The sequence below is a fragment of the Flavobacterium pectinovorum genome, from assembly GCF_900142715.1.
Classification (GTDB): Bacteria; Bacteroidota; Bacteroidia; order Flavobacteriales; family Flavobacteriaceae; genus Flavobacterium; species Flavobacterium pectinovorum.
The window spans coordinates 801,194-814,148 of sequence record NZ_FRBX01000001.1 but is presented as its reverse complement, the minus strand read 5'-3'; the positions used below and the strand labels follow the sequence as shown (position 1 = coordinate 814,148).

Genomic DNA, 12,955 nt, shown 5'->3' with positions numbered 1-12,955 from the left:
TCGATGTAAAGTAAAAAATAAAGATCTACTTTAGTTTTTTTCCTAAAAAAATTAATATATTTACTACTGCTATCCTGATTTATATAAATTTAAATGTTATGAAACTAAATTGTGTTGTTGTAGATGATAGTTCTATACAGAGGACAATTATTGCTAAATTAGTCAATAATCACCCAGGCTTGCATTTAATTGGTGACTTTTCGAACGCAATCGAGGCGAAAAGCTGTATCTCCTTAAATAATATAGACTTAATATTCCTTGATATAGAAATGCCGGTTATAAATGGCTTTGATTTTCTGGACGGATTAAAAACTAAACCACAAATTATATTTATAACTTCTAAAGCAGAATATGCTCTAAAAGCTTTTGATTATGATGCCACCGATTATCTGCAAAAACCTATTGCAGTAGACCGATTTAATGCTTCTGTAAAAAGAGCAATTGATATGCATCTGCTTAAAAAAGAAGTAAAAGAAGAAGAAGGCGAACATATTTTTATCAAAAGCAATTTAAAAAAACTTAAAATTTTTACAGCCAAAATCAAATGGATTGAAGCTTTTGGAGATTATGTAAGAGTTGTTACAGAAGATGATAGCAATTTGGTTCTTTCAACAATGAAATCTTTTGAAAACGACCTGTCTAAAGATAAATTTATCCGGGTACACAAGTCTTATATTATCAATATTGACAAAGTAGAGCGTTTCAACAGCAAATTTGCCGAAATTGGAATTACCAAGATTCCATTAAGCCGAAACAAAAAAGAAGATTTGGTAAAAGCACTATCTACATCTTCTTAATCAATAAAAATCGACGTTTACAGTAACTTTTATAGCTCTGTATTGAGCAACCGCTTCAAAACTATTCAACATTTTCTGAATAGTTTTTTTTGTGTTCCCTAAATGTAGTTCCTGCGGAATCTTAATTAATATCGTCCTGATATATTCATTTCTGATTCTGCTAATTGCCGGTTCTTCCGGTCCCAAAACGGGCATACTCAGATTTTGACTCAAAACCTGATACAACCACATAGATCCTTCTTTTAGCTTATCAAAATCCCGATGTTTTAAAGTTAACTTTATAATTCTGAAATAAGGAGGATACCTATAAATCAGACGATCATACAACTGTTCCTTATACATACCTGCATAATTATGCGTAGTAACCTGCTGTATTGTATTATGATTTGGATTATAAGTCTGAATCACGACTTTACCCTGTTTTTCTGATCTTCCTGCTCTCCCCGCAACTTGTGTCATCATTTGAAAACTGCGTTCAAAAGCTCTAAAATCAGGATGATGCAGCATATTATCGGCATTCATGATACCCACCAAACTTACGTTATCAAAGTCTAAACCTTTAGCCAGCATTTGCGTCCCTACCAAAATATCTATTTCGCGGCCTTTAAAGGAATCAATAATTTTTTCAAAACCATATTTGCCCCGCGTTGTATCCTGATCCATTCTTCCGGTTTTAGCATTCGGAAAAAGAGAAATTAACTCCTGTTCAATTTGTTCTGTTCCAAAACCTTTCGTTGTCAAATCTATACTCGAACAACTATGGCAATGCGTTGGTTTTGCAATCGAATAACCGCAATAATGGCAACGCAATTGATTTTTATTTTTATGAAAAGTCAAACTCACATCACACTGCTGACAATGTGGAACATGCCCACAAGTCATACATTCAATAATAGGTGAATATCCTCTTCTGTTTTGAAATAAAATTACCTGTTCACCCAATGACAAAACTTCGGCTATTTCTTCGATTAAAAGATCGCTAAAATGCCCAGTCATCTTTTTTCTAAAGTGTTTGTCTTTTAAATCTACCAAAACAACTTCGGGCATTCGAACATTGTTATAACGTTCTGTAAGCGTTACCAAACCATATTTTGCAGTTTGCGTATTAAAATAGGTTTCAATACTTGGCGTTGCAGACCCCAAAAGAACTTTTGCCTGATGAAAATTAGCCAAAACAATTGCTGCATCCCGCGCATGATAACGAGGCGCCGGATCTGTTTGCTTAAAAGTCTGCTCATGTTCTTCATCTACAATCAATAAACCCAAATCAGTAAAAGGCAAAAACAAAGCCGACCTTGCTCCTATTACAATTTGCGCTTTATCAGAATTCTCAAGTGTTTGTTTCCAAACTTCTACCCTTTCGTTGTTACTGTATTTTGAATGAAAAACCGCCACTTTGTCTCCAAAATGAAGTCTAAGACGAGAAACTAATTGAGTCGTAAGCGCAATTTCAGGCAGTAAATACAAAACCTGTCTGCCCGTTTCTAGATATTCTTCAATTAATTTGATGTAAATTTCTGTTTTACCACTTGATGTTACACCATGAAGCAGACAAACTTCTTTTTCCAGAAAATTATCTTTAATTGCTGTAAAAGCACCTTCCTGGGCATCACTTAATTGCAACTGTTTTTCTGAAGCTTTTCCATCAAAAGAAATCCTGTCGTGTTGCAGAAAATACTCTTCAAAAATTTCTTTTTCAATTAACGCTTTTATTACTGCAGAAGTAGATTTCGAAATCTCAACCAGTTTCTTTACTGTTATTGGTTTCTTCTCTGAAGCACGCAATTGAAAAAAAGCCAAAACAATTTCTTTTTGTTTATTGGCGCTTTTTAATATTTCAAGCAATTGTCCCAAACCTTCATCAGATTCATATTTACTATGCAATTTTACATAACGAATCAATTTTGGTTTGTAACTTTCTTTTATTTCTTCTTCTAAAACAATAATATCCCTGGCCATCATTTTTTGAAGAACCGGCAAAATATTTTTCTTATTTAAAATTGAAATAATCTCCTGAACTTTTAAAGAACTCTGTTGCTGTAAAGCCTCATAAACCAAAAATTCTTCATCTGAAAGTTCGTTTTGATTTACAACAACATCTGTTTTATGCGAAATAATTGTTTCACTTTCAAGCAATAATCCGCTTGGGAAAGCACCGCGATATACATCGCCAATGCCACACATATAATAATTTGCCACCCAAAGCCAGTGTTTAATCTGAATTTCGGTCGCAATAGGTTTTTCGTCTAAAATTTGATGAATTTCTTTGGCATCATATAAAGTCGGAGCATTTTCATGAATATCAATTACCAATGCTGTATAAATTTTACTTTTACCAAAAGGCACCGCGACTCTCATTCCTTTTTTAATGAAATGAAATTCAGCCTCAGAAATACGATAAGTAAAAGTTTTGGCTAGAGAAAGTGGTAGAACGACTTCGACAAAAAACATGTAGATATTTTATAGGATTTGAAAAATAACTTTAGTGATGAAAATTAATAATTTTCTAACCAATTTTCTATTTGGATTACATCCAAAGAAATACTTGTGTCAAGTAAATAATCCCATTAAAATTTAGTTTCAGTATTTTTAAATTTTCGGTCGTATTTAATCTCTAAGACAATTTGTTCTGCAGATTTTTCAGAAGCAAAAGCACCAAACGATTTATAAAAGCCGTTTCCTTTTGATTTATTAACTTTTAAAGATTTTATCAATCTTTCAATAAGTTCAATTTTATTACTAAAGCTAAGTCCTTTAAACAAAATTAAATAGCTTTCAATTATTTTTTTATCTGTAACAGTCATCTTACTCTATTTCAAATATGAACAAAATTAAGCTATTTTTTATTAATCAAAGATAGATCGGAATCTAATAAATAATTACTTTTTTGTTGATTTAGCCGAAGATTTCTGAGCAAGATACTCATCAACCAATTTCAAAGTATGATTCAGCGATTCTGTATTTGTCCAGTCTTCATGACCCGGAATAATATAGATTGGATTTTTAAATTTCGTCTTTACTTTTTCGATTGATTTTTTCCATTCTTTGACATCAGAATCAGCCAGATAACCCAAATCTTTGGCATCTGCACTTTTTATAAAACAAGCTCCGTAAAGTACTTTTTCTTTATCAAACCAAACCACAATATTATCTGGTGCGTGACCTTTTCCTGGATAATATACCTCAAAAGTATGCTGGCCAACAGTAAATGTAGTATCGTTTGGAACTATAAATTCAGCTCTTTTCTCGTTATTTTTTTTAAGAATATTATCAGTTAATTTACCTGAATAAGTCTTCACTCCTTTTTGTCTGTAAAAGTCTAAACCTCCCGCTCTGTCATCATGAGAATGTGTTGCAAAACACATAATTACTTCTTTATTATGCTTTGCCTTAATAGTGTCTAACAAAGGTTGAAATTGCGATTTATCCCATGGTGCATCAAACAACACAACTCCTTTATCTGTAACAAGATACATTGCATTCGCAGAAATCATAGTTCCGTTATAATCATGAAAAGTCCTATAAACATAAAAGTCACCTGTAAGATGACTTATTTGTAATGGTGAATTCTTAGATTGTCCAAAACTGTTTGACAGCGCAACTAAGAATAAAATTATTGATGCTAATTTTCGCATTTTAATTATAAAATTAATTTTTTACTCTCGTCCAGTATTGGGTTCTTCCCATGATAGAAATCCCAACATAACCTCGAAGTTTTAGTTTATCGGCAGACTCAAGTTCAATATAACATTTATATTTTTTTCCGTTTGTAGGATCTAAAATTGTTCCTCCGCTATATTCAGAACCATCTTTTTTAAGTCCGTTAATGATCACCATTCCTAAAATAGGTTTGTTTTTATCTGCACCTTCACATTTGACACATATATCTTTTTTATGATCGGCACGAAGTATATCTGCTACTTTACCATAAATTTTTCCAGATTTTTCGTAAATCTCTACTACTGACTTAGCTTCTCCAGTCGCATCATCAATTGTTTTCCATTTTCCAATGACACTTTGGCCTTGAATTGTGCCTAAGGTTAGAAAACACAATCCAATTGTTAACATCCAATTTTTCATACTATTTATTTTTTTTTTGTTTTAATTTTCTGATAGTAGCATTCAATTCAAACCCTAAAAGCAGAATCATACAGTTTATCCAAATATAAAACATTAGAATTAATAATGTGCCAATAGAACCATAAAGTTCGTTGTATTTTGAGAATTTTATAACCCAAATCCCAAAAAAGAACGAAGATATAACAATTAAGACCGTTGTAAAAACTGACCCAATACTAATAAAAGGCACTTTATTGTATTGTCTTGTTCCGTAACGCAATAATATTGAAGACGTTACCAAAATCATTACCAAAACAAACGCATATCGCCCTAAAATAATCAGCGGAATGTTATCACTTAACACATCCTGAATAATTGTTTTTTGAATAAAAACCTCAAAAACAACAATTGTAGCCACGGTTACAAATAATATAATGGTCATTACAAGTGAAATCGCCAATGCCACTAAATATTGACTAAAAAAACCGCGTTTATCAAAAACATGTTTCGACGATTCAAAACCACTTAAAATTCCGTTTACACCATTTGCCATTAAAAAAATAGAAAGTAAAAATCCTGACGATAATAAACCAGAGTGACTATTATTTAAAATATCACTAATAATTTTATTAATAGCATCGTAGGTATTTGGCGGAACACTTTGCTGCACAAATAACAAAAAATCTGCCTGGAAATTATCAATTGGAATAAATGGAATTAAGTTCAAAATAAACAGTGCAAAAGGAAATAACGCCATAAAAAAGCTAAACGAAACGGCACTCGCATGATACGAAAATGCACCCTCAAGAATACCTAAAGTATACATTTCGAGCAAATCGTATAACGAAAAACCTTCTAACCACGGTAATTTTATCTGCTTTAAAAGCCTTACTACAGAACGCAATACAGGAACTTTTTCAATCCGGGCTTCTATCTCTTGGGACATATTTATGATTTTAATTTTAGAGTTCAGGTTTTAGATTGCAAACCTCACTCATAACTTATAATTCAAAACTCATAACTTCATTAGAAAGCTTTAAGACTCAAATCCATGTTGTAAACAGAATGTGTTAATGCTCCGGACGATATATAATTTACACCGCATAAAGCATATTCACGAATTGTTTTTTCATTGATATTTCCTGAAGATTCTGTTTGGCATTTATTACCAATTAAACTTACAGCTGTTTTAGTATCTTCATAATTAAAATTGTCAATTAGAATTCTATGAACACCGTCGCTTAATAAAATCTCACGAATTTCGTCTAAATTTCTAGCTTCAACGATAATTTTCAGATCTAAATTATTGGTCTTCAAATATTCTTTTGTTTTCTTAATTGCAAGCGTAATTCCGCCTGCAAAATCAATATGATTGTCTTTTAGCATTACCATATCATAAAGCGCAAAACGGTGGTTTTCTCCTCCTCCAATTTTTACTGCCCATTTTTCTGCAACCCTAAAATTTGGTGTCGTTTTTCGGGTATCTAATATTTTTGCGCTGGTACCTTCTAAAAGTTTTGCGTACTGACTTGTTTTTGTGGCAATTGCAGACATACGCTGCATGGTATTCAAAACAACTCTTTCAGATTTTAAAATAGATTGCGAACTTCCCGAAACTTCAAAAACCACATCTCCATATTCTACATGCGTTCCATCTTCAATAAAAGTCTTCACTTTTAATTTTGGATCTACAAATTCAAAAATCATTTTAGCAATTGCAACACCGGCAATAATTCCCTGATCTTTTACCAATAATTTAGCCTGACCATGCGCCGTTTCAGGAATACAGGCCAATGAGCTATAATCTCCCGTACCAACATCTTCGCGAATTGCGTTGCTAATTAATAATTGTAATTCCGTTTGAAATTGTATATCGCTAATCATTTTTTATTAATTTTTTATAAGATGCTAAAGTAGAACATATTTTGTGGATTTGAAAATTTAGACTCTTCGAAAAAAAAATTAACACAATAAATACTTCTTTTTTCCACCATTAGAATATTGAGTTTCATTAAGGATAAAGCCTAATTTTTCTTAATCTTTTAATGGATCAAAAAATAAAAACTTAATGTTTCAAAACAAAAAACATTAAATATCTTTGAAGTTCATTCAAACAAAATCATGGGATTAATAAAAGATATTTACTCCGTTACTTTTTACGAAAAATTTGGTCAGGCCGTTGCCGAAGTACATTCAACATTCGATAAACAAAAATTCATCGAAGCCATTTACGAAGGCAATTTTGCCCAAAAGGAATGGAAAGAACGCATGAAACATACCACAGTTGTTTTGCATCAATTTATGCCTCAAAATTTCCCTGAAGCGGTTTCTTTAATTGATAAAATCATCGAAAATTTAAAGAAAAATAATTTTACCGACGGAAATCTGGCGTTCATATTTTTTGCTGATTATATAGAAACTTACGGTTTAGACGACTTTAAAACTTCGGCAAAAGCCTTAGTATCTATCACACAATTTATAAGCTGCGAATTTGCCGTTCGCCCTTTTATTTTAAAATATCAGGGAAAAATGATAGACGAAATGGTGAAATGGTCTTTACACGAAAATCATCATGTACGTCGTTTAGCCAGTGAAGGTTCACGCTCGAGATTACCATGGGCAATGGCGATTCCGTTTCTGAAAAAAGACCCTGCTTCTATTCTGCCAATTTTAGAAAATCTTAAAAATGATCCGTCAGAATATGTACGCCGAAGTGTTGCCAATAACTTAAATGATATTGTAAAAGATAATCCTGAAATTGTATTAGAAATTGCTAAGAAATGGCGCGGTTTAAGCAAAGAAACCGACGCGATTATCAAACACGGTTGCAGGACTTTATTAAAACAAGGACATCCCGAAATTCTGAGTCATTATGGTTTGGAAAGCACTAACATTGAACTTTCTAATTTTGAAATTAAAACTCCAAAAGTAAAAATTGGAGATTATCTTCAGTTTCAATTTCACTTAAATAATAAAAATGAAGAAGACAAAATCATTCGTCTGGAATATGCCGTTCATTATAAAAAATCAAAAGGACATTTGGCTAAAAAAGTCTTTAAAATCAGTGAGAAAATTTATCAGCCCAATCAATTAACCAAAGTCGACAGAAATCAATCTTTTAAAATTATTACAACGCGTGTTTTTCATAAGGGAATGCATCAATTGTCTATTATTATTAATGGAACTGAAAGTGAGGCTTTGGAATTTGAGTTGATTGAATAAATACTCTAAACATTAAACCTAAAAAAAACTAAAATGACATTTCCCGACTATTTAAAAGAATTTGAAAGTGATTTATTAAAGTATAAGTTAGGCTTTATTCAAATTAATGCAAAACCTATACAAGAAGAAAGTACTTTGCCTTTTACCCAAAGCAAATTTTTAGGAAAACCATATTTGCCAATTAATATAGAATATCCAAAAGACAAAGCAGGAAAACCAATGGTTTTGTTGGCGCAGCTTAATTTTTCGGAAATACCTAAATTAGAAAATTATCCAGAAAAAGGGATATTGCAATTTTATATTCCATCAGAAGATTGGTACGACATGAATGATTATAAAGTTTTATATCATACAGAAATCGAAAACAATCAAACTAATTTTGATTTTCTAACTGAAGAATTATATTCCGATTTTCCTGTTTATTGTGAACATAGCCTAACTTTTTCAAAACAAGAAGAATATGGAGGTGTTCTAGATTTTAGATTTGATTATAGTTTTAACGGTCTGGATTATTGGGAATTTGAAGAAAAATTGGATGATATCCAAAAAAAAGAAATTCAAAAATTGTTGTATTATGAAGGTCATAAAATTGGAGGTTATGCCTATTTTACGCAATCAGATCCAAGAGAATATGATGATAAATTAAAAAATGATGTTTTACTGCTGCAAATAGATACCGATGAAGAAATAATGTTTGGTGATAGTGGCGTTGCAAACTTCTTTATAAACAAAGAAGATTTACTTAATAAAAACTTTGAAAAAGCATATTTTAATTGGGATTGTTGCTAATTAACTAATCTTGTTTTAGCCATAAAAATTATCGCAAATTGCACCAATTTTCACTAATTTATGTGTGTTAATTTGTGCAATTCGTGTTATATTTTCAATTCAAATAGAATCTTTATAATTCTATTTCCTTACTTTTATAATTCATACCAAAAACAAATTTTCTTAATCTAAATTAAGTTGCAGATTGTGACTACAACTGTAATTTTGCTTTCAACTAAAACAAATACCATGTCAAATATCAGTTTAATTATCGAAGAACGTTCTGCCAGTATTGGCAATTTTATGGTAGGCAGATTATTGCCTTTCCGTGAAAAAAGAGCCGTTGGACCATTTGTATTTATCGATCATATGGGACCGGCACATTTAAGTGATCATGAAAATATGGATGTTCCTCCACATCCGCACATTGGGCTTTCGACATTGACATTTTTGTTTGAAGGAAGTATTATGCACCGCGACAGTTTAGGAACAGAATTAGAAATAAAACCGGGCGCCGTAAACTGGATGACAGCCGGAAAAGGAATTGTACATTCTGAAAGAACGCCGGAATATTTAAGACATTCTGATAAAATGCTTCACGGGTTGCAAATTTGGGTTGCTTTGCCAAAAGAATTAGAACAAATGGATCCTAATTTTGCCCATATAGAAGCAGATGATATTCCGAGTTGGGAAGAAGATGGTGTTTCATACAAATTAATTGCCGGAGAAGCCTTTGGAAAAAAATCGCCGGTTCCGGTTTATAGCCCGTTATATTTTATTGAAATTAAAAGTACAGAGGCTAAAAAAATAAATATTGGCAAAGATTTATTTGGCGAAAGCGGCTTGTATATTTTGGAAGGAAGTATTAAAAGCGGAGAACATGTCTATGAGCCAAAACAAATTTTAATTACAAGCGATAGCACTTTATGTGAGTTTGAATTGGCAGAAAATACTACTGTTTATATTTTTGGCGGAACACCATTTCCTGAAGAACATTTTATTTTTTGGAATTTTGTTTCTTCGGATAAAAACTTAATCGAAAAAGCCAAACAAGACTGGAGAGAACAAACTTTTCCAAAAGTTCCGGGCGAAACTGAATTTGTGCCTTTACCAGAACCTAAAATCAAATAATAATGGATACTATATCTGCACAAATTGATACGCGTTTGTATCGAACGGAAGTAACATCTGCCAGCGGAAATATTTTAATTTCTGATGAACCTCAAATATTGGGCGGCAAGAACTTAGGCTTAAATCCAACAGAACTTTTGGCGGCCTCACTGGCTTCCTGCACCGTAATTACTTTGCGAATGTATATTAATCGTAAAGAATGGGATGTTTCTGAAATAAATGTCAAAATTGATTTTGAAAGAGATTCTGATCGAAATGTATCATTATTTACCCGAAAAATCGAAGTAATTGGCGAAGTCGACCAAACACAAAGACAAAGATTAGAAACAATAGCAAATAGTTGCCCAATTCATAAAACACTGACACATTCAATCGAAATTAAAACCACATTAATATAATTACCATGGAAATTCAACAAATTAACGATACAAGAAGAGGCTATTTTGAAGCTGTAGAAGACGGAAAAGAAGCCGGGAAAATGACGTATACCTGGGCTGGAGATTCAAAATTCATCATCGATCATACAGAAGTAAGTGAAGAATTTAACGGAAAAGGTGTTGGCAAAAAACTGGTTATGGCCGCTGTAGAATATGCCAGAACCAATAACTTAAAAATTATTCCGCTTTGTCCTTTTGCAAAAAGTGTTTTTGATAAGGTTGAGGAAATTCGTGATGTGTTGTTTTCGTAAAGATGCTAAGATGCTGAGTTGCTAAGGTTCTAAGATTTAATATTAAGACGTACTATTGTGCGTCTTTTTTTGTTTATAAACAATTGTCGATTTTGATTGTGGAGCTTCTTGTGTGATCTCTCCTCCGTCGAGATGACAAAAATGGCGCAAAGCTTAGTGAACTTTGCCAACTTTTCTACAAACACTCCACAATAAACTTTGTGAACTTTGCGAAAAAACTTTGCGAAAAAACTTTGTGATCTCTGCGGTTAAATTCGCAACCTTAAACCCGCATCCTAAATCAAATTTTTTAATCTCCTCCGAAACTCTTACATTTGCATGTAATTTAAACTTAGAGTATGTCAAGGATAATTACACTTTTCTTTTTTTTCATAGCGCAAATCGGCTTTTCTCAATCGGCTGAAAATTATTTAGAAAAAATCAGAAATAACGAAGCTCTCTTAACAGCTTTTTTTCAGCAAATGCCTAAAGGCGGCGATTTACACCATCATTTTTCGGGATCAATTTATGCAGAACCTCTTTTAGAAAGAGCTATTGCAGAAGATTTTTATCTGAATATAGAAACGATGGCAGTTTCAAAAACAAAACCTGAAATTGGGAGTTGGCACACTTTCTCTTCACTTAAAAACGAAGGTAAACTGGCTTTTTACGAACAGCAAGTTATGCAAACCTGGTCGGTTAAAGATTACAATGGCTCTGTTCCTTCTGATGATCAGTTTTTTGACTCTTTTCAAAAATTTGAACCAACTATACAAGGTCATTTTGCCGAAGGAATACTCGAATTAAAAAAACGCGCCCTCGCAGAAAATGTAAGTTATATCGAAACACAGTTATCAACGATTCCCTGCGATATGAATGTTGCTGATTTATCTGATTTTAATTCGAAATTGCGTCAGGCTTCATCTCAAAAAGATGAAAAAGCAGTTCTAAAACTTTTAGACGATTTGTATAAATCACTTCAGAAAAAAGACGCTAAAAAATATGCAACAGAATTCAATACTAATTTTATAGCAAAACTTCATAAAGACTTAAAAATTGATGATGAGCGTTTTACCATGCGATATCAAAACTTTGTGCTTCGTTTTATGGATCCTGTTGATTTATTTAAGAACCTGATGATTGCATTTATCTCTGCCAACGACAGCAAATTGGTTGCGGGCGTAAACATCGTTTCACCGGAACACGGTGAAAATTCCATGAAAGATTATTGGCTTCACATGGTCATGTTTAAATATTGCCACTCAAAATTTCCAGACGTAAAATACACACTTCACGCGGGCGAATTAACTTTAGGTTTGGTTCTTCCAGAAGATTTAACCTGGCATATTAACGATGCAATTCATATTGCCGGAGCCAACAGAATTGGTCACGGAGTTGATATTGCGTACGAAGCAAATTCATATGATTTATTGCGATATATGGCAAAGAACAATATTCCGATTGAGATTAATTTAGTTAGTAATGAGTTCATCTTGAAGGTAAAAGATAGCCGTCATCCGTTTACACTTTACAAAGAATTTAATGTGCCAATTGTAATCAGTACTGATGATGCAGGAATTTTAAGAACCAATATGACAGAACAATATGTCTTATTGGCTAAAAGATACCCTGATGTTTCATACGCCACTATAAAAGAATACGTTTACAACAGTATCAATTACAGTTTTATTCAGGATGCATCGGTAAAAAAACAATTACTAAAAGATTTGGATACAAGATTTAAAACTTTTGAAGATAAATTTTATAAAAATTAATAAAAATAAAATCTGCGTGAAAAAATTAGCACGCAGATTTAAACAGATTTAAGCTGATCAACACAGATTTTTTTATTATAAATATCAAAAATAAAATCTGCAAAATCTGCGTGAAAAAAAATATAATTATGATTCTAGAAGCCGCATTCCTTTTCGTAAAACCAGATTTAGCAAATCAGTTTGAAATTGATTTTGCAAAAGCAAGTCAATACATTTCATCAATTGATGGCTATTTAGGTCATACTTTACAGAAATGTCTTGAAGTCGAAAATAAATATCTTTTATTGGTTGACTGGAATACACTCGAAGATCATACCGTAGGTTTTAGAACTTCTGAAGCTTATCTGGAATGGAAAAATATTTTGCATCATTATTATGAACCGTTTCCCATTGTAGAACATTTCGAAACCGTTTTTGAGAATAAAAAATAGGCCACTGATTATACTGATTGAACGGATTAACGCAGATTATTTATTTTTAATTCTACTCATTCGTGAATCCCGATTGCTATCGGGAGTGGCAAAAAAACATTACAT

The 12,955-nt window shown here is 32.3% G+C and carries 14 protein-coding genes; 8 read left to right on the top strand and 6 right to left on the bottom strand.

Features of this window, described 5'->3' with window-relative positions:
• Positions 1–98: 98 nt before the first annotated feature.
• Positions 99–797, top strand: coding sequence for a LytR/AlgR family response regulator transcription factor (locus BUE22_RS03355; protein ID WP_042564338.1), 699 nt, complete (start codon positions 99–101; stop codon positions 795–797).
• On the opposite strand, the gene priA is transcribed toward BUE22_RS03355, so the two are convergent.
• From priA to nadC, 6 genes are all read right to left on the bottom strand, one after another.
• Positions 798–3,248, bottom strand: coding sequence for a replication restart helicase PriA (priA, locus tag BUE22_RS03350; protein ID WP_073393712.1), 2,451 nt, complete (start codon positions 3,246–3,248; stop codon positions 798–800).
• 116 nt (positions 3,249–3,364) lie between these two features.
• A complete protein-coding gene (locus tag BUE22_RS03345; protein ID WP_042564336.1) occupies positions 3,365–3,601 on the bottom strand; it encodes a hypothetical protein in 237 nt (78 codons plus the stop codon).
• A gap of 75 nt (positions 3,602–3,676) precedes the next feature.
• Complete coding sequence (gene bla-B1-FLAV, locus BUE22_RS03340) at positions 3,677–4,432, bottom strand: subclass B1 metallo-beta-lactamase (protein WP_073393711.1); 756 nt, start codon at positions 4,430–4,432, stop codon at positions 3,677–3,679.
• Positions 4,433–4,445: 13 nt separating this feature from the next.
• Positions 4,446–4,877: a DUF2147 domain-containing protein gene (locus tag BUE22_RS03335; protein ID WP_042564334.1), complete on the bottom strand. Its 432-nt coding sequence runs from the start codon at positions 4,875–4,877 to the stop codon at positions 4,446–4,448.
• A 1-nt stretch (position 4,878) separates the two neighbouring features.
• Positions 4,879–5,802, bottom strand: a complete 924-nt coding sequence (locus BUE22_RS03330; protein ID WP_042564333.1) for a YihY/virulence factor BrkB family protein — start codon at positions 5,800–5,802, stop codon at positions 4,879–4,881.
• Between the two features lie 80 nt (positions 5,803–5,882).
• Positions 5,883–6,740, bottom strand: a complete 858-nt coding sequence (gene nadC / locus BUE22_RS03325; RefSeq protein ID WP_073393710.1) for a carboxylating nicotinate-nucleotide diphosphorylase — start codon at positions 6,738–6,740, stop codon at positions 5,883–5,885.
• Positions 6,741–6,977: 237 nt separating this feature from the next.
• Here nadC and BUE22_RS03320 point away from each other — a divergent pair, with 237 nt between their 5' ends.
• The 7 genes from BUE22_RS03320 to BUE22_RS03285 all read left to right on the top strand — a co-directional run bounded on the left by BUE22_RS03320 (position 6,978) and on the right by BUE22_RS03285 (position 12,850).
• Positions 6,978–8,078 (top strand): DNA alkylation repair protein, encoded by a 1,101-nt coding sequence (locus tag BUE22_RS03320; RefSeq protein WP_073393709.1) that lies wholly within the window; start codon positions 6,978–6,980, stop codon positions 8,076–8,078.
• Positions 8,079–8,111: 33 nt separating this feature from the next.
• Positions 8,112–8,867, top strand: a complete 756-nt coding sequence (locus tag BUE22_RS03315; protein ID WP_073393708.1) for a YwqG family protein — start codon at positions 8,112–8,114, stop codon at positions 8,865–8,867.
• Positions 8,868–9,095: 228 nt separating this feature from the next.
• Positions 9,096–9,977, top strand: coding sequence for a pirin family protein (locus BUE22_RS03310; protein ID WP_073393707.1), 882 nt, complete (start codon positions 9,096–9,098; stop codon positions 9,975–9,977).
• A 2-nt stretch (positions 9,978–9,979) separates the two neighbouring features.
• Complete coding sequence (locus tag BUE22_RS03305; RefSeq protein ID WP_042564328.1) at positions 9,980–10,375, top strand: OsmC family protein; 396 nt, start codon at positions 9,980–9,982, stop codon at positions 10,373–10,375.
• A gap of 5 nt (positions 10,376–10,380) precedes the next feature.
• The gene (locus tag BUE22_RS03300; RefSeq protein ID WP_073393706.1) at positions 10,381–10,665 is read left to right on the top strand and encodes a GNAT family N-acetyltransferase; all 285 of its coding nucleotides are present in this window, start codon (positions 10,381–10,383) and stop codon (positions 10,663–10,665) included.
• A gap of 338 nt (positions 10,666–11,003) precedes the next feature.
• On the top strand, positions 11,004–12,419 hold the full coding sequence (locus BUE22_RS03290; RefSeq protein ID WP_073393704.1) for an amidohydrolase family protein: 1,416 nt from the start codon (positions 11,004–11,006) through the stop codon (positions 12,417–12,419).
• Positions 12,420–12,547: 128 nt separating this feature from the next.
• On the top strand, positions 12,548–12,850 hold the full coding sequence (locus BUE22_RS03285) for an antibiotic biosynthesis monooxygenase family protein (RefSeq protein ID WP_073393703.1): 303 nt from the start codon (positions 12,548–12,550) through the stop codon (positions 12,848–12,850).
• Positions 12,851–12,955 lie beyond the last annotated feature (105 nt).